The organism is Streptomyces sp. NPDC046308 (assembly GCF_055588065.1).
Genome location: NZ_JBVJFB010000007.1, coordinates 69,381 through 90,602, shown reverse-complemented (window position 1 = coordinate 90,602; position 21,222 = coordinate 69,381). Strand labels below are relative to the sequence as shown.

18 protein-coding genes are annotated in these 21,222 nt (G+C 74.3%); 6 read left to right on the top strand and 12 right to left on the bottom strand.

The window, feature by feature from the left end; genetic code table 11:
- Positions 1-278 precede the first annotated feature (278 nt).
- Positions 279-842, top strand: coding sequence for a sigma-70 family RNA polymerase sigma factor (locus tag ACZ6JT_RS26345; protein WP_469213430.1), 564 nt, complete (start codon positions 279-281; stop codon positions 840-842).
- Here the strand turns inward: ACZ6JT_RS26345 and ACZ6JT_RS26340 are convergent.
- The 7 genes from ACZ6JT_RS26340 to ACZ6JT_RS26310 form a co-directional block, all read right to left on the bottom strand.
- On the bottom strand, positions 779-3,601 hold the full coding sequence (locus ACZ6JT_RS26340) for an ATP-binding protein (RefSeq protein ID WP_469213901.1): 2,823 nt from the start codon (positions 3,599-3,601) through the stop codon (positions 779-781). The genes ACZ6JT_RS26345 and ACZ6JT_RS26340 overlap by 64 nt on opposite strands.
- Positions 3,602-3,686: 85 nt before the next feature.
- On the bottom strand, positions 3,687-4,922 hold the full coding sequence (locus tag ACZ6JT_RS26335) for a sensor histidine kinase (RefSeq protein WP_469213899.1): 1,236 nt from the start codon (positions 4,920-4,922) through the stop codon (positions 3,687-3,689).
- Positions 4,923-4,927: 5 nt separating this feature from the next.
- The gene (locus ACZ6JT_RS26330; RefSeq protein ID WP_469213428.1) at positions 4,928-6,685 is read right to left on the bottom strand and encodes a sodium/solute symporter; all 1,758 of its coding nucleotides are present in this window, start codon (positions 6,683-6,685) and stop codon (positions 4,928-4,930) included.
- Between the two features lie 129 nt (positions 6,686-6,814).
- Entirely contained in the window at positions 6,815-7,090 is a 276-nt protein-coding gene (locus tag ACZ6JT_RS26325) for a hypothetical protein (protein WP_365480391.1), read from the bottom strand.
- A 196-nt stretch (positions 7,091-7,286) separates the two neighbouring features.
- Positions 7,287-8,114: a LytR/AlgR family response regulator transcription factor gene (locus tag ACZ6JT_RS26320; RefSeq protein ID WP_469213426.1), complete on the bottom strand. Its 828-nt coding sequence runs from the start codon at positions 8,112-8,114 to the stop codon at positions 7,287-7,289.
- Between the two features lie 163 nt (positions 8,115-8,277).
- Positions 8,278-9,258, bottom strand: a complete 981-nt coding sequence (locus ACZ6JT_RS26315) for an SCO0930 family lipoprotein (protein WP_469213897.1) — start codon at positions 9,256-9,258, stop codon at positions 8,278-8,280.
- 118 nt (positions 9,259-9,376) lie between these two features.
- A complete protein-coding gene (locus ACZ6JT_RS26310; protein WP_469213424.1) occupies positions 9,377-10,396 on the bottom strand; it encodes a GDSL-type esterase/lipase family protein in 1,020 nt (339 codons plus the stop codon).
- Between the two features lie 414 nt (positions 10,397-10,810).
- Between ACZ6JT_RS26310 and ACZ6JT_RS26305 the strand changes: the two genes are divergently transcribed.
- Positions 10,811-12,292 carry an amino acid permease gene (locus tag ACZ6JT_RS26305; RefSeq protein WP_469213421.1) on the top strand — a complete coding sequence of 494 codons (1,482 nt, stop codon included), beginning with the start codon at positions 10,811-10,813 and terminating at the stop codon, positions 12,290-12,292.
- Between the two features lie 10 nt (positions 12,293-12,302).
- Entirely contained in the window at positions 12,303-12,758 is a 456-nt protein-coding gene (locus tag ACZ6JT_RS26300) for an Lrp/AsnC family transcriptional regulator (RefSeq protein ID WP_007262967.1), read from the top strand.
- Between the two features lie 40 nt (positions 12,759-12,798).
- Here ACZ6JT_RS26300 and ACZ6JT_RS26295 read toward each other — a convergent pair whose 3' ends face one another.
- Positions 12,799-13,098 (bottom strand): WhiB family transcriptional regulator, encoded by a 300-nt coding sequence (locus tag ACZ6JT_RS26295; RefSeq protein ID WP_469213419.1) that lies wholly within the window; start codon positions 13,096-13,098, stop codon positions 12,799-12,801.
- Positions 13,099-13,178: 80 nt separating this feature from the next.
- A complete protein-coding gene (locus ACZ6JT_RS26290) occupies positions 13,179-13,895 on the bottom strand; it encodes a GNAT family N-acetyltransferase (RefSeq protein WP_469213417.1) in 717 nt (238 codons plus the stop codon).
- Positions 13,896-14,386: 491 nt separating this feature from the next.
- On the opposite strand from ACZ6JT_RS26290, the gene ACZ6JT_RS26285 reads away from it, so the two are divergent.
- The 3 genes from ACZ6JT_RS26285 (at position 14,387) to ACZ6JT_RS26275 (ending at position 17,585) form a co-directional block, all read left to right on the top strand.
- Positions 14,387-14,848, top strand: coding sequence for a hypothetical protein (locus ACZ6JT_RS26285; RefSeq protein ID WP_469213416.1), 462 nt, complete (start codon positions 14,387-14,389; stop codon positions 14,846-14,848).
- Positions 14,849-15,046: 198 nt separating this feature from the next.
- On the top strand, positions 15,047-15,847 hold the full coding sequence (locus ACZ6JT_RS26280) for a carbon-nitrogen hydrolase family protein (protein WP_469213414.1): 801 nt from the start codon (positions 15,047-15,049) through the stop codon (positions 15,845-15,847).
- A gap of 40 nt (positions 15,848-15,887) precedes the next feature.
- Positions 15,888-17,585, top strand: coding sequence for a flavin monoamine oxidase family protein (locus tag ACZ6JT_RS26275; protein WP_469213412.1), 1,698 nt, complete (start codon positions 15,888-15,890; stop codon positions 17,583-17,585).
- A gap of 144 nt (positions 17,586-17,729) precedes the next feature.
- On the opposite strand, the gene ACZ6JT_RS26270 is transcribed toward ACZ6JT_RS26275, so the two are convergent.
- The 3 genes from ACZ6JT_RS26270 to ACZ6JT_RS26260 all read right to left on the bottom strand — a co-directional run bounded on the left by ACZ6JT_RS26270 (position 17,730) and on the right by ACZ6JT_RS26260 (position 21,205).
- On the bottom strand, positions 17,730-18,398 hold the full coding sequence (locus ACZ6JT_RS26270) for a DUF5995 family protein (RefSeq protein ID WP_469213411.1): 669 nt from the start codon (positions 18,396-18,398) through the stop codon (positions 17,730-17,732).
- Between the two features lie 76 nt (positions 18,399-18,474).
- Entirely contained in the window at positions 18,475-19,872 is a 1,398-nt protein-coding gene (locus ACZ6JT_RS26265; RefSeq protein WP_469213408.1) for a uracil-xanthine permease family protein, read from the bottom strand.
- A gap of 94 nt (positions 19,873-19,966) precedes the next feature.
- Positions 19,967-21,205, bottom strand: a complete 1,239-nt coding sequence (locus tag ACZ6JT_RS26260) for an MFS transporter (protein WP_469213406.1) — start codon at positions 21,203-21,205, stop codon at positions 19,967-19,969.
- Between the last annotated feature and the right edge of the window lie 17 nt (positions 21,206-21,222).

The window sequence follows — 21,222 nt, the reverse complement described above, 5'->3', positions numbered from 1 at the left end:
TCGGCGGACGGCCGGGGCCACGGCCGTTCCCGGGCGCGGCTCCGCTGCCGGGGCACCGCCCCCGACCCCGCGCCTCGAACGCCGGCGGGGCTGAATCGCCGGGGCTCCGCCCCCGACCCCCGCGCCTCAATCGCCGGCGGGGCTGGATCAACCGGTGTGACCGTTCGGCGTGGCGGGGGACCGTTCGGCGCAGGCGGGGGACGGATACGTCATGCGGCGGATAACTCCGGGGCGCCGGTCGGTCACGCTGAGGTGACCCGACCAGGAAGGGGCACCCCGTGGCCAGAACCGACCCGCACGCCCTCGCCCGCCTGCACAGCGAGCACGGCAAGGCCCTCCACGGCTTCCTCCTCGGCCTGACCCTCGGCGACCGGCACCGCGCCGAGGACCTCCTGCAGGAGACCCTCTTCCGGGCCTGGACGCACCCCGAGGCCCTGGAGAGCAGCCACGCCTCCATGCGGCCCTGGCTCTACACCGTCGCCCGGCGCCTGGCCATCGACGCCCGCCGGGCCCGCCTGGTGCGGCCCGCCGAGGTCGGCCCGGAGGCCCTCGCCCACGTCCAGGCCGCCGCCGACGACCGCACCGAGCAGGCCGTCGCCGCCCTCGACGTCCGCCGGGCCCTGCGGTTGCTCAGCCCCGAGCACCGCGCCGTGCTCGTGCAGATCTACTACCGCGGGGCATCCGTCTGCGAGGCCGCCGAGGCGCTCGGGGTACCCGCGGGCACCGTGAAGTCCCGTACCCACTACGCCCTGCGGGCCCTGCGCGCCGCCATGCCCGGCTACGGACCCGACGCCCCGCCCGTCCCCGGCACCCCCGGCACGCCCGTCGCCACGGCCGCCTGAGCCGCCACCGCCGCCCGCGAGCGCACCTGGAGCTTGGCCAGGATGTGCGACACGTGCGTCTGCACGGTCCTCGGCGACAGGAACAGCGCGCTCGCGATCTCCGGGTTCGATCGGCCCTGCGCCACCAGCAGCGCCACCTTCAGCTCGGCCGGGGTAAGCGCCTCCCAGCCGTTCGCCGGCCTGCGCCGCGCCGATCGGCTGCCCCGGCGCACGCCCAGGCTGCGCAGCCGGGCGTCGGCCCGGGCGATGTCCCACCGGGCGCCCAGGTCCTCGTACGCCGCCACCGCGCGCGTCAGCGCCGACCGCGCCCCGGCGAGATCGCCGTGCCAGGCCCGCGCCACCGCCAGGTCCTCCAGGGTGTGGCCCAGCACCAGCGGCCACCCGCCGCGCTCGCCCCGCGCCACCGCCTGCGCCAGCAGCTCCGGATCCTGCGCGAACAGGCCCCGGCAGCGCAGCAGGGCCAGCGCCGGCCCCGGGTACTCGGCCAGCGTTCGTGCCGCCCGCCCGCAGCGCTCCACCGCCGCCCGGGCCGTGGCCGTCTCCCCGCACTCCAGGGCCAGCCGGACGATCTCCGACAGCACCCACGGGCGGTCGTAGGCCACCGCCTCCTCGACCCCGTCCTCCAGCGCGGGCGCCAGCGCCTGCAGTGCGTCGGCCGGGCGGCCGTCCCGCTCGGCCAGCAGCGCCCGGGCCAGCAGCACGTGGGAGGCGTAGCGGCGGGCCGTCGGCGTGGCGAAGGCGTCGGCCGGCAGGTCCGCGAGCTCGGCCCCCGCCGCCTCCCGCTCGTCGCGGTGGCCCAGGACCAGCGCCCGCAGCCCGTGCACCACCACCGGCAGCCAGCCGTCCGACACCGGCAGCGCGCGCGCCCGGTCCACCCCGACGAGGGCCTCGTCCCAGTCGCCCAGCCGGTAGTGGAACTCGGCGAGCCGCGCCTCGGTCACCACCAGCCGTCCCGTCGAACGGGTCGCCGCCGCCAGCCCGCGCGCCTCCCGCAGCGCGGCCGCCACGGTCCCCGGCTCGTCGAACCGCATGTGGCCCTCCGCCTGGTTGGCCAGCAGCAGCAACCGCATGTCGTTGGCGTCGGGGCTGCGCCGGGCGCAGGCGATCCCCTGGGCGACGTGGCGCAGCGAGTCCCGGCCGCGGCCCAGGTGGAACAGCGCGTAGGAGGCGGCGTGGTGGGCCTCCGCCCCGCACAGCGGATCGCGCAGCCGGCGCGCCCGCACCACCACCGCCTCCGCCAGCGCGTACGCCTCGGCGGCCCGGTGCAGGTCGGCCAGGGCCAGCACCCGGCAGGCCTCCAGGCGCAACCGCAGGGCGACGGAGGGGAATTCCTCCGCCAGGGCCCGCTCGGTCACCGCCAGGGAGCGGGCCATGTCGCCCTGGATCATCAGCGCGGAGACCAGTTTGAAGTCCACCGAGGCCCGCCGGTCCGGGTCCGTGGTCCGGGCGCGCAGCGTGCGCAGGAGGTCCACCGACTCCGGGCGGCGCAGCAGCAGCGCCGCGTCCGCCAGCCGCTCCTCCAGCGCGTCGCGGGTCTCCCGCTCCCGCGGATCGCCCTGGGCGATGGCCCGCTCCAGCAGCTCGGCCGCCACGCCCGGCGCCCCGGCGATCAGCGCCGGGGCCGAGTCCGCCAGCCAGCGCACCGCCCACGGGGCCAGCCGGCCGCCGCGCACCAGCTGTGCGGCGGTCCGGGCCGGATCCAGGCCCGCGTCGGCGAAGGCCCGCGCGGCGTCCTGGTGCAGGGCGGCGCGCAGGGCCTCGGGGGTCTCGGCGTACAGCGCCAGCCGCAGCGCCGGGTGGCGAAAGCGCAGGGCGCCGTCGGTGTCCGTCAGCAGCCCGGCCGCCACCGGCTCCTCCAGTTCGGCGAGCAGGTCGCGGGCCGGCCCGCCGCGTACGAGGGCCAGTTCGCGCCCGGTGAAGGCGGGACCCAGCAGCGCCGCGTGCCGCAGGAGGGCGCGCGCCGGTGCGGGCAGCCGGCCCGGCTCGCGGGTCAGTGAGGCGGGCGGTGGCGGCAACTCCGCCTCGGGTACGAGGAGTTCCGCGCGGTCCGCGTCGACGCGCAGCAGCCCGGACCAGTGCGCGAGCAGTTCCCGCAGCAGCCGCGGATTGCCGCCCGCCTGCTCGACGGCCTCCCGCAGCCGGGGCCCGGGCTCCGCGCCCAGCAGGTCCCGGACCAGCCCGGCGGCCTCCGCCCCGGACAGCGGCTCCAGCCGGAGCGTGCGCCCACCCGGGGTCGCGCACAGCTCATCCAGCTCGGGCCGCACGGGCAGCGGCCGCCGGGTCGCCGCCAGCAGCAGGGGCAGCCGGCCCGCCACCGCCTGGCCGGCCAGGCGACGCCACAGCAGCAGACTGGCCGCGTCCGCCCACTGCGCGTCGTCCAGCACCAGCAGCAGCGGCCGCTGCGCGCACCACTCCTCGACCGCGGCCGTCAGCAGGTCCACCGCCGCCAGCAGGGCGCCGCCCGGCCGCGGCGCCTCCTGCGCCTCCCGCAGCAGGGCGACGGCCGCCGCCCGGTCCGGGCCGCGGGGGTGCAGGCAGTCCAGTGCCGCCTGCAGCGGCAGTTCCGTCCCGGGGGCGACTGCCGCCGCGTACCGCACGCGGCAGCCCAGGGCCGCCGCCCGCGTCAGGGCGTCCCGGACGAAGTCGGTCCGGCCCGCTCCGGGCTCGCCCTCCACGACCAGGAACCCACCACCGCCCTCGGCGCCGCCGCCCACCCATTGCCACAACTCGTCACGAAGCCGATCTCGCCCGACCCGCACGTCGGCGATCCCTTCAGCAGTCACCGCGGGGGGTGCCCCCGCCGGTCACGTCGCGCCCCTCCCAGGATGACACGGGACCGGGTGCTCAGGGGTGCGGGGGCTGCTGTCCCGACGGTGAACTGTGCACGCCCGCACGGTATTTGGGGATCCGGATGGTGACCTTCATGCCCGCGCCGACGCCCGTCTCGATCACCGGCCCGTACTCGTCCCCGTACACCTGCCGGATCCGCTCGTCGACATTGGGCAGCCCGATGCCGGAGGAGGAACCGCCGCGCTCCCCGGCCAGGATCCGGCGCAGCAGGGCCGGATCCATCCCCACCCCGTTGTCCTCCACGGTGATCACGGCTTCGGCGCCCGCGTCCTGCGCGGTGATGGTGATCCGGCACTCCTCGGTGGAGTCCTCCAGCCCGTGCTTGACGGCGTTCTCCACCAGGGGCTGCAGGCACAGGAACGGCAGCGCCACCGGCAGCACCTCCGGCGCCACCTGCAACGTCACCTTCAGCCGGTCGCCGAACCGGGCGCCCGCCAGCGCCAGGTACTGCTGGATCGAGCGCAACTCCTCGGCCAGCGTGGTGAAGTCGCCGTGCCGCCGGAAGGAGTACCGGGTGAAGTCCGCGAACTCCAGCAGCAGCTCCCGGGCGTGCTCCGGATCGGTCCGCACGAACGAGGCGATCGCGGCCAGCGAGTTGAAGATGAAGTGCGGGGATATCTGCGCCCGCAGCGCCTTGATCTCCGCCTCCATCAGCCGGGTCCGCGAACGGTCCAGCTCGGACAGCTCCAGCTGTACGGACACCCACCGCGCGACCTCCGTGGCGGCCCGCACCAGCACCGCCGACTCCCGCGACCCGTACGCCACCAGCGCGCCCAGCATCCCGTCCTCACCGGTGAGCGGGGCCACCACCGCCCACTTCAGCGGACAGTCGGGCCGCTGGCACTCGGTCCGCACGCTCTGGCTGCGCCCCGACTCCAGCATCACCGCCACCCGGGCCATCGCCCGCCGCTCGTGGTGGTCGGCGCCCGGCCCGTCCCAGGCCAGCACCGACTCCCGGTCCGTGAGGCACAGCGCCTCCGTGCCCAGCAGCGAGCGCAGCCGCCGGGCGGCCTTGCGGGCGGCGTCCTCGGTCAGCCCGGCACGCAGCGGGGGAGCGGCCAGCGAAGCCGTGTGCAGGGTGTGGAAGGTGGCCCGTTCCACCGGCGTCCCGAGGTCCAGCCCGGCCGCCCGTTCGCCGCGCCGGGCCTGCCAGCGGCCCGCCGCCCAGCCCGCGCCCAGCAGCAGGACCGCGCCCGCCACCGCCAGTACGGCCGGCAGGGCCGGACACACCGCCGTCACCGCGGACCCTTCCCCTCGCTCCGCCGGGCGGAGGCCCACGCCCGGTCCACGGCCACGTTCTCCGGCAGGTGCAGCCGGGCCAGCGTGGCCGCCGTCCCGGCCGGGATCCGCGAGCGGGTGGCCAGCGACACCGCCACCATCGTCAGGAACCCGAGCGGCACCGACCACACCGCCGGCCACGCCAGCAGCGTGTGCGTCCAGCCCGCCGGAGCCAGCCCCGTCCGGGTCGCCAGCACCGCGCTCAGGGCCGCCCCGCCACCGGTGACCAACCCGGCCACCGCCCCCCGCGGGGTCAGCCCGCGCCACCAGATGCCCAGCACCAACAGCGGACAGAACGAGGAGGCCGACACGGCGAAGGCCAGCCCCACCGCGTCCGCCACCGGGACGTCGGTGGCCGCGACGCTGCCGCCCAGCGGCACCAGGATCGCCACGAGCACCGCCGAACGGAAGCTGCGCACCCCGCGCGCCGGCAGCACGTCCTGGTGCAGCACCCCGGCCACCGCCATCGTCAGCCCCGAAGCCGTCGACAGGAACGCCGCGAAGGCACCCCCGGCCAGCAGCGCCCCCAGCAGCTCGCCGAGCAGTCCGCCGAGCACCCGCTCGGGCAGCACCAGCACCGCCGCGTCCGCGTCGCCGGTCAGGGCGAGTTCGGGGGCGTAGATCCGGCCCAGCGCCCCGTACACCGGCGGCAGCAGGTAGAAGGCGCCGACCAGCCCGAGCACGACCAGCGTGGTGCGCCGGGCGGCCCGCCCGTTGGGGCTGGTGTAGAAGCGCACCGCCACGTGCGGCAGGCCCATCGTGCCGAGGAACGTGGCCAGGATCAGCCCGTAGGTGGCGTACAGCCGGTGCTCGGGGCGGTCCCCGGACAGCGGCTCCGACCAGCTGGACACCCCGAGGCCGGATCCCGCGCGGGTGTCCGGGACGGGCGTGTCCGGGGCGAACTCCAGCCGCGCGTGCGCCCGTACGGAATGCCCGCCGGGGGCCAGGGTCAGCGGGGCGGCCACGTAGCCGCGTCCGTCCACCTGCCCGGTCACCGTGACCGTCAGCGGCTCGTCCAGGGACAGCCGCACGTCCTCCGCGAGGGTCACCGAGGTGTGCTCCCGGAACACCGCGGGCGCGTCGAAGGTGGCCCTCGGCGCCCCGTCCCCCGCCCAGGCGGCCAGCAGGAAGAAGGCCGGGACCAGCAGCGCGGTGAGCTTGAGCCAGTACTGGAAGGCCTGCACGAAGGTGATGCTGCGCATCCCGCCGGCGGCCACCGCCGCGCTCACCACGAAGGCCACGACCAGCCCGCCGACCCAGTGCGGGGCCCCGGTCAGGATCTCCAGCGTCAGCCCGGCGCCCTGCAACTGCGGCAGCAGGTACAGCCAGCCCACGCCGACCACGAACAGCACCGCGATCCGGCGCACCGCCTGCGACTCCAGCCGGGCCTCGGCGAAGTCGGGCAGCGTGTACGCGCCGGAGCGCCGCAGCGGGGCCGCGACCAGCGCGAGCAGCACCACGTACCCGGCCGTGTAGCCCACGGGGTACCAGAGCATCGCGGGCCCCTGGAGCAGCACCAGCCCCGCCACCCCGAGGAACGACGCGGCCGAGAGGTACTCCCCGCTGATGGCCGCCGCGTTGAGCCGGGGCCCCACCGTGCGCGAGGCCACGTAGAAGTCGGAGGTGGTCCGGGATATCCGCAGACCCAGCGCGCCGACCAGGACGGTGACCACCACGACGACGGCGACCGCGGTCAGCGCGTACGTCTGGTTCACCGGGCGGTCCTTCGGCGGAGGGGGTGGAGACCGGAGTCTATGCACCTGCCCGGGCCCGGCAACAGGCACGATCCGGCCCTGCGGCGCCGCTGCCGCAGGCTGCGCCGGGGACCCCGCGCCGCTGGTGGATCAGAGAGCCGGGTCGCGGTGCTCGGCGCAGTCCCGCAAGGCGATCTCCAGCTCCACGTACGACTCCTCCGCGCGCCGGAAGGCCAGTGTCAGGGCGGCCTCCGCACGCGGCGGCACCTGCTCGCGGACGCCCTCACGGGCCTCGTACAGGACGTCGGCCCAGCGGGCGGCCGCACTGCGCAGCCGGGCCAGCAGCGCCTCCGCCTCGGCGGGCCCGGCGGGCGGGGTGCGGGGCAGTCCGCTCAGGGCGTCGACCAGCGCCTGGATCTCGGACATCTCGCTCCTCCCGCGCCGGAAGATCCACGATACGCAGGGGCGACGGCAGTGGCGGGCCGTTCACGCCGGCGGTGCGGCCGACGGCTCCGGCGGATCGCCGTACGTCCCTCCCCGCGCGACGAACGGCACCCGCGCGCGCCGGACGGTCGCCGGCCGGTGGACGGGCGCGCCGGACGGCCCCCGGCGGCGGCCGCTTTCAGCCAGTGGCGTGCCGCATCAGGAGGTCCCGCAGCTCCCGTGCGTGCCGGCGGCTGACCTGGAGCTCCGCCGAACCGACCCGGACGCTGGTCGTGCCCGCCTCCAGCCGGATCTCGTCGATCCGCGACAGCGCCACCAGATGGCGGCGGTGGATCCGGACGAACCCGCGCGCCGCCCAGCGCTCCTCCAGCGTGGACACGGGGATCCGCACCAGGTGGCTGCCCTCGTCGGTGTGCAGCCGGGCGTAGTCGCCCTGCGCCTCGACGTAGGCGATGTCGGCGATCGCCACGAAGCGGGTGACCCCGCCCAGCTCGACCGCGATCTGCTCCGGTGCGCGGTCGGCGACCGTGACCTCGGGGGCCGGGCGTTGCGACGGCACCGCCGCCGACGGGCTCGCCACCGGCTCGGCGGCGGCCGGCGGCGCCTCCTCGGCGCGGCCCAGCTGCGCGCAGGCCCGCCGGACGGCCTCGGCCAGCCGCTGCGGGCGCACCGGCTTGAGCACGTAGTCCACGGCCTTCAGGTCGAAGGCCTGTACGGCGAAACCCTCGTGGGCGGTGACGAACACGATCAGCGGCGGCTGCGCGAACCCGGCCAGCAGCCGGGCGATGTCCAGACCGGTCAGCCCGGCCATGTGGATGTCGAGGAACACCACGTCGATGGCGTCGGCGCCGTCCGGTCCGCACTCCAGCGCCCGGGTGACCCGGCGCAGGGCCTCGGTGGCGTCCGAGGCGCCCTCCGCGCTGAGCACGCGGGGGTCCGAGCGCAGCAGGTAGAGGAGTTCCTCCAGGAGCGGCTTCTCGTCGTCGACGGCAAGTACGCGCAGCATGCCGCCGAGTCTAGGGAGCGCCGCGCCGCGGCGGAACGGGGCGCGGCCCCCGCCCCGGGGGAGGGAGGCAGGGGCCGCGCGACCGTGGTGGGGGGCCTGGAGGGGGGCTCGGAGGTGTCCCGGACCGTCGTTCCCGGACCGTCCCCGGGCTGCTGTCCCGGGACTACTGGACGGTGATGAGCTTGCCGTCGGGGGCGACGGCGTACCAGGTGCCGCCCACGCCCTGACCGTTGATGTCGCCGGGCTTCTTGTCGCCGGTGAAGGTGTAGACGGGCCAGCAGTTGACGGTCTGCTGCTTCTTGCCGTCCGGGCGGTCGAGGACCAGGTAGTTCTTCTCGATGATGCCCTTGGCGTTGCCCTGGGCCACCGGCGGGACGACCGGCCACTTGGCCAGGCAGTCGCCGACGCACTTGGAGACCATCGGCCACGCCGTGTCCGGCTTGAACCGGTAGACGGTCATGCCCTTGCCGTCGACGATGTGGTCGCCCAGCTTGGGGTCCTTCGCCACGGTGAGCGCCGCGTCCGCCTCGGCCGCACCCGCCTCGGCCGCACCCGCCCCCGCGGCACCCGCCTCGGCGCCGCCGGCCGCGGGCGCCGCCGCCTTCGCGGCCTTCTTGCCGTCGGGGGCGAGCGCGAACCACACCCCGCCGACGCCCTGCCCGTTGAAGTCGCCCGCCTTGGTGTCCTTGTTGAAGCGGTACGCGGGCCAGCCGGCCACCGTCAGCTGCTTGCTGCCGTCGCTGCGCACGACCTCGCCGAGCAGCGAGGGGTCCATGCCCGCCGCGGCGGTGGCGTCGCCCGCGGCGACCGCCGGCCAGGTCTTCTCGCAGTCCCCGTCGCAGTTCGACTTCGGCGGCTTGGCCGTGTCCTTGTCGAAGCGGTAGAGGGTGCGGCCGGCGCTGTCGGTGAGGACCGCGCCCAGCTGGTCGTTGTTGGCGATCGCCAGCTGACCGGCGGGCTTGGCGCCCGCTCCCGCGTCCGCGGCGGGGGCTCCGTACCCTCCGTCCGCGGCGGGGGCCTGGGAGGCGGCACCGGCCGGCTGGGCGCTGTCGGCCGCCTTGTCGTCCGACGGACCGCATGCGGTCGCCGCGAGGACGACCGCCATCGCGACGGCTGCCAGGGTGGTTCCGCGCTTGATGCCCATCTTGATCTCTCCCACGTGTGGTGTCTGTCGTGCCGTCGCCCCCGGCGGCGGCAACTGTGCTCAGGACACGCCCTGATGGCAGGGATCCGTTCAAGGGAGCCCGTGTGGGCTGTTTCACTCACCCGGGGCCGAACCCGGCGCGCCGCAGGGCCGTGGCCACAGCGAGGCCGAGTACCTGGTGTCCGCTGTCGTTGGGGTGCAGGCCGTCCGCCAGGTGCTCGGGACCGAGCAGGTCCCGGCCCGGGAGGACGGCGAGCCGGTCGTCCCCGGCGGCGATCCGGTCCCGGGTGGCGCGCTCCATCGCGTCGCGCAGCGCGCCCAGGGTGGCGCCGAGCTTGTTCGGGGTGCGCTCCGCGTCGGGCCGCAGCACCGGCGAGACGAGCAGCAGCGGGGTCCGCGGGTGACCCTGCCGGACCAGGTCGAGGAAGGCGCGCGTGGTCTCGTACAGCAGGGGCGCGGAGAAGGGCACCCGGGACCAGCAGTTGGTGCCGAAGGCGAGCGTGAGGACGTCGGCGGGCAGGCCCGCGAGCTGCTCGGCGGTGGCGAGCTCGCCGCGCGCCGCGCCGGCGTAGCCGAGGTTGACGGTGTCCCAGCCGAGCGCCCGGCCGGTGACGGCCGGCCAGCCGTGCGCGGGACGGGTGGACCACCAGCCTTCGGTGATGGAGTCGCCGTGCACCACCCAGCGCGGGGCGGCCGGCGCCGGGGCGAGGGGGCCGCCGATCCCGCGCAGGCCGAGGACCAGCGGGGACTGGGTCTCGGGAGGGTGGAGGGTGAACGGGCCGGTGCCGCCCCCCAGGCCGATCCGTACGACGGCCTCCGCGGCCGGTTCGGTGAACACCTCGGTGACCACCCCGTGCCGGTCCCAGAGCGCGAAGCCGTGCGCGAGGTCGCGCAGGGCGTCGGTGGGGCCGGGCACGGTCGCCCGGTAGCGGACCTCCACCGCGTGCGCGGTCTCGGTGGTGAACTCCAGCCGGACCCCTATGGGCAGGGTGGACCGCTCGCCGGTGTCCCAGGGCAGCCGCATGGTGTCCGCCGGGTCGGCCCGCACCGGGCGCCCCTTGTCCAGCCAGGCGACACCGCGCAGGAAGGGCTGCGGATCCTGCCACGCCCACTGCTGGTCAGCGCCCGGTCTGCTCACGCTCCGCCTCCGATCGTGTGTCCGTGGTCTCGGCGACCCGTACCCCGCTCGTGCCCGGATCCACCGCTTCCGGTCGCACCTGTGCCGCCGGGCGGCACGCTGCGACACATCTGACGAAGTGTCAAGAAAGGGGGTCCGGAGAGGGCTGCGCAGCGATCGATCATCCACACGCAACAAAGGGCCATCCCGGACAGATCCGCGCAACGATCGTGCGCCAATGTGCAAGGATGGTGCATTACGGGCGGTATCACTCAGCTCGTAGGCTCACTCGCTGTACGTGGAGTGGCGGATCGCCAGCTCGGCGGTCCTCCCATGCTCAGGCCCTTCCCCCGTCGGGCCCTGTCCTGCTCCGGATCGTCGCGGTCGACGCCTCATCCCCGACCTCCCCGATCCGCAGTGACAAGGAGTCCCCTCGTGCTCGACCACGGCCAGGCGCCACCGCTCGCCACGAAGCCCGTCAACCCGCTGCTCCGCCGCAAGCCGGTGGAGCAGCTGGTCTCCGAGGGCGGCCAGGGTGAGGGCGGAGCGCTCAAGCGCTCGCTCACCATGTGGCAGCTGACCATGATCAGCATCGGCGCCACCCTGGGCACCGGCATCTTCGTCGTCCTCGGCGAGGCCACCCCGATCGCCGGTCCGGCCGTCTTCATCGCGTTCATCCTCGCGGGCCTGACCGCGCTCTTCTCGGCGCTCTCCTACGCCGAGCTGGCGGGCTCCATCCCCGTCTCGGGCTCCTCGTACTCCTACGCCTACGCCACCATGGGCGAGCTCATAGCCTGGGTCTGCGGCTGGTGCCTCGTCCTGGAGTACGGCGTCTCGGTCGCGGCCGTCGCCGTCGGCTGGGGCCAGTACCTCAACGAGCTGCTCGACGGCACCCTCGGCTTCACCATCCCCGAGGGCTTCTCCGCCCCGCTGGGCGAGGGCGGCTACATCAACCTGCCCGCCCTGGTCGTCGTCCTGCTCTGCATGGTCTTCCTGCTGCGCGGGGCCAAGGAGAGCGCCCGGATCAACTCGATCATGGTCGCCGTCAAGATCGTGACGCTGGTGCTCTTCTGCGTCATCGGCTTCATGGGCATCAAGGCCGGCAACTACACCCCGCTGGCCCCCCTCGGCGTCACCGCCATCAGCACCGCCGCCTCCATGCTGTTCTTCTCGTACATCGGCTTCGACGCCGCCTCCACCGCCGGTGAGGAAGCCAAGAACCCGAAGAAGGACCTGCCGCGCGCGATCATGCTCTCGCTCGCCATCGTCACCGCGATCTACTGCCTCGTCGCCCTGGTCGCCGTCGGCGCCATGCCGTGGCAGAAGTTCGAGGGCAGCGAGGCCGCCCTGGCCCAGATCATGGAGAACGTCACCGGGCACTCCTTCTGGAGCGTCATCCTCGCCGCGGGCGCCGTCGTCGCCATCGCCAGCGTCGTCTTCGCCGTCCTCTACGGCCAGACCCGCATCCTCTTCGCCATGTCCCGCGACGGCCTGATGCCCAAGGTCTTCGCCAAGGTCGACCCGAAGACCGGCACCCCCCGCGTCAACACGATCATCGTCTGCCTCTTCTGCGGACTGCTCGCCGCATTCATCCCCCTGGGTGAGCTGGCGAACGCCACCAGCATCGGCACGCTCTTCGCGTTCGCCCTGGTCAACGTGGCCGTCATCATCCTGCGCAAGACCCGCCCGGAGATGAACCGCACCTTCAAGGTCGCGCTCTTCCCGGTCACCCCGATCGTGGGCTTCCTCCTCTGCGCCTACCTGATGACGGAGCTGCCCGGAATCACCTGGCTGGTCTTCGGTGGCTGGATGGCCGTCGGGCTCGTGATCTACTTCTTCTACGGCATGCGCCGCTCCAGCCTGGCCACTGTGGCCGACCCGGCCGCCCCGGCCGAGGAGGCCGCTGAACAGAAGTGATTCACCCCCCGTGCGACTGAACGATCTCGACGAACGCATCGTGCACGCCCTCGCCGAGGACGCCCGCCGCTCCTACGCGGACATCGGCTCCGAGGTCGGGCTCTCCGCCCCCGCCGTGAAGCGGCGCGTGGACCGGCTGCGCGCCGAAGGCGCCATCACCGGCTTCACCGTGCGCGTGGACCCGGCCGCCATGGGCTGGGAGACCGAGGGCTTCATCGAGATCTACTGTCGGCACAACACCTCGCCGGACGACATCCGGCGAGGACTGGAGAGATACCCCGAGGTGGTGTCCGCGTCGACCGTCACCGGCGACGCGGACGCCCTCGTCCAGGTCTTCGCCTCCGACATGCGGCACTTCGAACGGGTCCTGGAGCGCATCGCGGGCGAGCCCTTCGTGGAGCGCACCAAGTCGGTCCTCGTCCTCTCCCCGCTGCTGCGCCGCTTCACCTCCGGCGCACCGGCGTAGCCCCTCGGGGACGGGGCCCGGGCGGCCGTCGTACGCACGCCTAGGCGCGCCCCGCCAAGGTCATCCCCGCCGGGCCCAGGAGCGCGTGGCGCTCCTCCTCCGTCAGGCCGCCCCAGACGCCGAACGGCTCGCGGGTGCGCAGGGCGTGGTCGCGGCAGGCCGTCAAGACCGGGCAGGCCGCGCAGACCCGCTTCGCGGCGGCGTCCCGCTCCTCGCGGTCCCCGCCCCGCTCACCGGCGGGGTGGAAGAACCGGCCGGACCCCAGGCCCCGGCAGGCCGCCCGGGACTGCCACTGCCAGAAGTGGTGCGCGGAGCCGGGCAGGCGTGAGACGTCGGTCATGGCAGTTCCTTTCCGTGGGTTGTCCCGCGTGTGACCGCTCGCCGCCCGCTGAAACCCCGCCCTCACCGAAGGCCTGCGGATCAGGCCCCCACGGCCGGTGTGCGCAGCCCCACGAAGTCCGGGCGGCGGCGCACCGTGAACCCCATCGACTCGTAGAGCCGCACGGCGCCGGTGTTCGCCGCCGCCGCGTGCAGGAACGGGCTGTCCCCCCGCTCGCGGACCGCCGCCGCGACCGCACGGGTCAGCCGGCCGGCCAGGCCCCGGCCCCGGTGGTCCGGGTGGGTGCACACCGCGCTGATCTCCGACCAGCCCGCCGGCCGCATCCGCTCCCCGGCCATCGCGACGAGCCGGCCCTCGTGGCGGATCCCGAGGTACGTGCCCAGCTCGACCGTCCGGTCGAGGAAGGGGCCCGGCCGGGTCAGCCCGACCAGCTCCAGCATCTCCGGTACGTCGGCGCGCCCCAGCGGGACCGCCTCCGGCGCGGCCTCGGCCCGTACCGCCCGGCCGTCCAGCTGCACGCCCGGCACCGTCATCAGCGTCTCCCAGTCCGCCGGCGGGGTCGGCAGCCCGGTCACCCAGACCTCCTGACCGGGTCCCACCAGCGCGGCCAGGTCCGCCCACGCCGCGGGATCCTCCGGGTCGCGGAGCGCCGCGAAGGGGGACGCGTCCGAGGCGTAGCGGCCGGCCAGGCCCGCGGGCCCCAGCTCGGCGAAGGCGCGGTGGGTTCCGGTCAGTGAGGCCCAGACCGGGTTGTCGAGCACAGCGCCGTCGGACAGGGTTCCGGTCTCGGGGGACATGGGTGCGGGACTCCTTCCGTGGGGCGGCGGCGATCGTCCCGCTGCCGCCTTCTTGACGGCCCCCGGCGCCGCCACGAAACTGCGGGGGACGGCCACGACGCACGTGCCCGTCGTCCGAAGCCTAGCCACCGCGCCGCGGACGACCGCGACGCGGGCCGGGACGGACCGGGGCAGGCCTGGGACAGGCCGAGAAGAGGACGGGGGTGGAGCACCGGTGGACACGGCCTGGACGGCGGAACCGGGAGCCCCGACCCTGCGGCGCTGGTGGCTGACCCGGCGCCTGCACATCGACCTCCTGCGCGTGTGCAGCGCGTTCGGCCCGCGCGGCTGACCCCTCTCGCAGACGAGTGACCCGGACCGGGCGTGCGCGACGACGCCCGGAGCGCCGGCCTGCGCAGCGCCGCCCCGCCCGGGGCGCGACCCGCCCAGGCCACCCCTGCGACCTGGCCGCCGTGCGCCCAGGCCGCCGCCCGCGCCACCCCAGGAGAGCCATGTCCCACACCGTCCTGCCCCGCACCGGCCCGGCCCCCGCCCCGCGCGGCCGCATCGGGGCCGGTTTCTCCCCCGTCCCGCACCGCTACCGCCTCTACCTCCGCGCCGACTGTCCCCGCTCCCGGCAGGTGGCCGCCGCCCTCGCCCTGCTGGGCCTGGACGACTCGGTCGCCACCACGGTCCTCGGCACGCACACGGGCCCGGGCGTCGGCTCCGCCCTCGGCACCGGCGTCGGGTCCGCCCTCGGCACCGGCTCGGACATGGGCTCCGACATCGAATCTGCCGGGTACACCGCGCTACGGCTCGCGTACGAGGCCGCCGGCCACCACTTCGACGCCCCCGGGACCGTCCTGGCCCTCGTCGACACCTGGAGCGGCCGCGTCGTCTCCGACCACACCCCCGACATCCTGGACGACCTGCGCTTCCTGGCCGGCCACCCGGCCTTCCGCAAGGCCGCGTAGCAGGGTCGAAGGAGGGGGTCCGCGAGGGTCCGCAGGGGCTTCCCGGGAGCCTCCGCGGGCCCCGCGCAACGAATCGCCGCACCCGCGGGGGAACACGCAACGAATCGATGCGCGCAGCGCAACGGTCACGGCTTGTCCGGGTGGAGCGCGCGAACGTACCTTCGTATGACCCCACCCCTCCTGTCCCAGAGGTAGTCCATGCCTGCGCTGCGCACCGCCCTCCTCCAGAGCTCCGGAGTTCTCGGCGACACCGCCCAGAACCTCAAGGCGCTCGACGAGGCGGCGGCTCGCGCCGCGCAGGGCGGGGCCGGGCTCCTCGTCACCTCGGAGATGTTCCTGACCGGCTACGCGCTGGACCTCCAGGACATCCCCGGGCTCGCCGAACCGGCCGACGGCCCGTCCGCCGTCGCCATCGGCGAGATCGCCCGCCGCCACGGCGTCGCCGTCCTGTACGGCTACCCGGAGCGGGGCGACGGCGCCGTCTTCAACGCGGCGCAGCTCATCGGCCCCGACGGGGCGCGTCTCGCTAACTACCGCAAGACCCACCTCTTCGGCTGCTTCGAACAGGACGCCTTCACCCCCGGCGACACCCCCGTCGTCCAGGCGGACCTCGGCGGCCTCCGCATCGGCATCATGATCTGCTACGACGTGGAGTTCCCCGAGAACGTCCGGGCGCACGCGCTCGCCGGCACCGACCTCCTCCTGGTGCCGACCGCGCAGATGCACCCGTTCCAGTTCGTCGCCGAACAGCTCGTCCCCGTACGGGCCTTCGAGAACCAGATGTACATCGCGTACGTCAACCGCACCGGCCCGGAAGGCGAGTTCGAGTTCGTCGGACTCAGCTGCCTGGCGAGCCCCGACGGGGTCACCCGGACCCGGGCCGGACGCGGCGAGGAGCTGGTGTTCGGCGAGGCCGACCCCGAGCTGCTGGCGGCATCCCGCGAGACCAACCCCTACCTGCGGGACCGCCGCCCCGGGCTCTACGCCTCCCTCGTCTAAGCCCTCTTTCCCCAGCCCTGCCGCAAGGAGACGTACCCCCATGACGTCCACGGTGCCCACCACCGCCGTCCCGCACAGCGACGGACAGCCGCCGATCACCATGTTCGGCCCGGACTTCCCGTACGCGTACGACGACTTCCTCGCCCACCCGGCGGGTCTCGGTCAGATACCCGCGACCGAGCTCGGCACCGAGGTCGCCGTCATCGGCGGCGGGCTGTCCGGCATCATCTCGGCGTACGAGCTGATGAAGATGGGCCTCAAGCCCGTCGTCTACGAGGCCGACCAGATCGGCGGCCGGCTGCGCACCGTCGGCTTCGAGGGCGCCGAGACCGAGGGCCTCACCGCGGAGATGGGCGCCATGCGCTTCCCGCCGTCCTCCACGGCCCTGCAGCACTACATCGACCTCGTCGGCCTGGTGACGGAGCCCTTCCCGAACCCGCTCGCCGAGTCCACCCCCTCCACGGTCGTCGACCTCAAGGGCGAGACGCACTACGCCGAGACGATCGCGGACCTCCCGCAGATCTACCGCGACGTGTCCGCCGCGTGGAACGCCTGCCTCGACGAGGGCGCCGACTTCTCCGACATGAACACCGCGATGCGCGAGCGGGACGTCCCGCGCATCCGCGAGATCTGGGCCAAGCTCGTCGAGAAGCTCGACGACGAGACCTTCTACGGCTTCCTCTGCAAGTCGGAGGCCTTCAAGTCCTTCCGCAAGCGCGAGATCTTCGGCCAGGTCGGCTTCGGCACGGGCGGCTGGGACACCGACTTCCCGAACTCCATCCTGGAGATCCTGCGCGTCGTCTACACCGAGGCCGACGACCACCACCGCGGCATCGTGGGCGGCTCCCAGCAGCTGCCGCTGCGCCTGTGGGAGCGCGAGCCCGAGAAGATCGTGCACTGGGCCCAGGGCACCTCGCTGTCCTCCCTGCACGACGGCACCCCGCGCCCGGCGGTCACCCGCCTGCACCGCACGGCCGGCAACCGCATCACGGTCACCGACTCCTCCGGCGACATCCGCACGTACCGCGCCGCGATCTTCACGGCCCAGTCCTGGATGCTGCTGTCGAAGATCGAGTGCGACGACACGCTGTTCCCGATCGACCACTGGACGGCGATCGAGCGCACCCACTACATGGAGTCGTCCAAGCTGTTCGTCCCCGTCGACCGCCCCTTCTGGCTCGACAAGGACGAGGAGACCGGCCGCGACGTCATGTCGATGACGCTCACGGACCGGATGACCCGCGGCACCTACCTGCTGGACAACGGCCCGGACAAGCCCGCCGTCATCTGCCTCTCGTACACCTGGTGCGACGACAGCCTGAAGTGGCTGCCGCTGTCCGCGAACGAGCGGATGGAGGTCATGCTGAAGTCCCTCGGCGAGATCTACCCGAAGGTCGACATCCGCCGGCACATCATCGGCAACCCGGTCACCGTCTCCTGGGAGGACGAGCCCTACTTCATGGGCGCGTTCAAGGCCAACCTCCCGGGCCACTACCGCTACCAGCGCCGCCTGTTCACCCACTTCATGCAGGACCGCCTCCCCGAGGACAAGCGCGGCATCTTCCTCGCGGGCGACGACATCTCCTGGACGGCCGGCTGGGCCGAGGGCGCGGTCCAGACCGCCCTCAACGCCGTCTGGGGCGTCATGCACCACCTCGGCGGCTCCACGGATGCCACCAACCCGGGCCCGGGCGACGTCTACGACGAGATCGCCCCGGTCGAACTCCCGGAGGACTGACCCTCCCGGCCCCCGATCACGGGCCGCCGCCCCGCGAACGTCAGCACGCGGGCCGGCGGCCCGTTCTCATACCCGGGGTGCCGCACGCCCGCCGAGGCCGAGGTGCGCCGGTTCGAGGACATGCGGTGAGCCGCGCCGGGGCCGTCAGCTGCGGTACACCGCGGCCGGCTTCGGGGCCGTCGGGGTCAGGAGGCAGCGGCCGACCAGGCCGACGCCCGCGTCGAGGGAGGCCGTGAACTCCTCGGCCAGTTCGGGGGAGCGGCGCAGGGTCCACAGGAGGCGGGCCGTCGCCCAGGCGCCGGCCCGGGCGCGCTCCAGGCTCCACGAGCCGATCAGGTGGGTCAGCGGGTCGGCGATCTCCAGCAGGTCCGGGCCCGGCATCAGGTCCTCCCGGATGTGCTCCTCCAGCGAGACCAGCGTGTCGCCGACCCGGTCGAAGTCCGCCTCCAGGGCCCGCGGTTCGCAGTCCAGCTCGCCGCACGTGGCCACCACGGCGAGCGCCAGGTCGTGCCCGATGTGCGCGTTGATCCCGGCCAGCGCGTGCTGGAGCGGGCGGATCCCCGGGTGGCGGCGGTACTGGAGGAGCGGGCGCCAGCAGGCCGGGGCCCGGTCCGCCTCCACCGCCGTCAGGTACCGCTCCGCGAACCGCACGCTGAGGGTCGCCGCGCGCCGGGGCGCCGGGAAGCACCCGTGCTCGATCCGGTGGTGCAGGGTCTCCGTCACCGTCAGGTAGACCCGGTTGAAGACGGCGACACCGTCCTGCGGCGGCAGCCGCTCGTCGAGGGCGCGCATCCGCGCCAGCACCGCTTCCATGGGAGGCAGAGTCGCAGGCGCCGGCGCGGAACCGGGGAACTTGGCCGTACGCTTCCCCGGTTCGGGCGAAACCCCGTCAACGGGGCTTGTCCTGCGCCTCCCCGCCGTCGTCGTACGCGGAGGTGCCCGCGTCGAGCAGCGGCTCCTGCGGCTTCAGGTGCGCGGGGGCGAAGCAGCGCAGCGCGTGATAGCCCCCGATCACCACGATCGTGCCCAGCGCGATGCCGCCCAGTTCGAAGGTGTCGGTGATCTGGAGCTTCACCCCGCCGACGCCGATGATGATGCCCGCCGCGGCCGGCACCAGGTTCAGCGGATTGCGCAGGTCCACCCCGCCGTTGATCCAGATCTGGGCGCCGAGCAGGCCGATCATCCCGTACAGGATCACGGTGATGCCGCCGAGCACGCCGCCCGGGATCGCGGCGACGACCGCGCCGAACTTGGGGCACAGGCCGAAGAGCAGCGCGAATCCGGCCGCCGCCCAGTAGGCCGCCGTGGAGTACACCCGGGTGGCCGCCATGACGCCGATGTTCTCGGAGTACGTGGTGTTCGGCGGGCCGCCGACCGCCGTGGACAGCATGGACGCGGCGCCGTCCGCCGCGATGGCCGTGCCCAGCTCGTCGTCGAGGGGGTCGCCGGTCATCTCGCCCACGGCCTTGATGTGCCCCGCGTTCTCGGCGATCAGCGCGATCACCACGGGCAGTGCGATCAGGATCGCCGACCACTCGAAGGACGGCCCGTGGAAGGACGGCAAGCCGATCCAGTCGGCCTTCGCGACCCCGGAGAGGTCCAGGCGCCAGTGGTCCACGGCCGCCCCGCCGCCCACCGTCGAGTGGATCTTCCCGAAGAGCAGGTCCGAGAGCCAGGAGATCGTGTACCCGAAGACCAGGCCCAGGAAGATGGCGATGCGCGACCAGAAGCCGCGCAGGCAGACCACGGCGAAGCCGGTGAACAGCATGGTCAGCAACGCCGTCCACTGGTCCTGCGGCCAGTACGTCGACGCCGTCACCGGAGCCAGGTTGAAGCCGATCAGCATCACCACCGCACCCGTCACGATGGGCGGCATCGCCGTGTGGATGACGCGCGCCCCGAAGCGCTGAACGGCCAGCCCGGCCAGGAACAGCGCCACGCCGACGACGAACACGGAGCCCGTGACGACCGCGCTGTCCCCGCCCGACGCCCGGATCGCCGCCGCGACACCGACGAAGGACAGGGAGCAGCCCAGGTAGGAGGGGACCCGGCCGCGCGTCGCGAGGAGGAAGATCACCGTCGCGACGCCGGACATCATGATGGCCAGGTTCGGGTCCAGGCCCATCAGGACCGGTGCGACGAAACTGGCGCCGAACATCGCCACGACGTGCTGGGCGCCCAGCCCGGCGGTCCGCGGCCACGACAGCCGCTCCTCCGGCCGGACCACCGCGCCGGGGGCGGGGGTCCGCCCGTCTCCGTGCAGGGTCCAGCCCACGCCGAGGCCCATGTTCCACTCCTCTTCCCCGGACACTTCCCGGCTCCGGCCGCTGACATGTCGAGGCCGCAGCGCACGGGAAGTGCCGCTGCGGCCAGTCGACATATTACGGCCGGATATCGATGGGTTCGTCCCGATCGGCCGGACCGGCCTTCTCGCCGGTCCCGCCCCCAGACTGCCCCACCGGCGGCCGCGGGCGCAGTACCGCGGCGCCCACGACCAGCGCGAAGGCCAGCAGCGTGACCAGTCCGAAGGACACCACCAGCGAACTCGCGTCGGCCACCGCGCCGATCGCCGACGGCGCGATCAGCCCCGAGGTGTACGTGATCGTCGCGACGCCCGCGATGGCCTGCGCCGGGGCCGGACCGCTGCGCCCCGCCGCGGCGAAGGCCAGCGGGACCACCACCGCGATGCCGAGCCCGATCATCCCGAAGCCGGCCAGTGCCGCCCCCGGATGCCGCACCAGGACCACGAGCAGCCCGCCCGCCGTGGCCAGCACGCCGCCCGCCCGAACGGTGCGCACCGGCCCGAACCGGTCCACCACCCGGTCCCCGGCGAGCCGGGCCACGGCCATGGTGAGCGCGAAGGCGGTGGTGGAGGCGGCCGCCAGCCCGGCGTCCGTGTGCAGCACGTCCCGCAGGTACACCGCCGACCAGTCCAGGCTCGCGCCCTCGGCGAAGACCGCGCAGAAGCCGATGGCCCCGATGAACAGCGCGGACTTCGGGGGCAGCGCGAAGTGCGGCGGTGCCGGCGCCTCCGCGTCGCTGCGCAGGTCCAGTACGCCGCCCACGGCGATCAGCCCGGCCGCGGTGAGGACGAGGGCGGCGACCAGGTGGTGCAGCCGGGCGTCGGTCCCGGTGTGCGCGGCGACCGTGCCGGCGGCCGATCCGAGCAGCGCGCCCACGCTCCACATGCCGTGCAGCGAGGACATGATCGAGTGGCCCAGCCGGTTCTCGGTCTCCACGCCCAGCGCGTTCATCGCCACGTCCGACATGCCGGCGGTGGCCCCGTAGACGAGCAGGGCCAGGCAGAGGACGGGCAGGTTCGGGGCGAGGCTCGGCAGGATCAGGGAGAGCGTCCACATCGCCAGCAGCCCCCGCAGGGCGGTGCGCGCGCCGAACCGGTGGTTGATCCGCCCGGCCAGCGGCATCGCGAGCGCCGCACCGAGGGCGGGGAAGGCGAGGGCGAGCCCGAGGGTGCCCGCGCCGAGCTGGGCGTGGTCCTGGATCCAGGGGATGCGGGTGGCGAAGGAGCCGGTGACGGCGCCGTGGGCGCAGAAGACGGCCGCGATGGCGAAACGGGCATGGCGCAGGCGCGCCGGGCTGAGGTCGTTGTCCCCGGTCATGGCCATTAAACTATCAG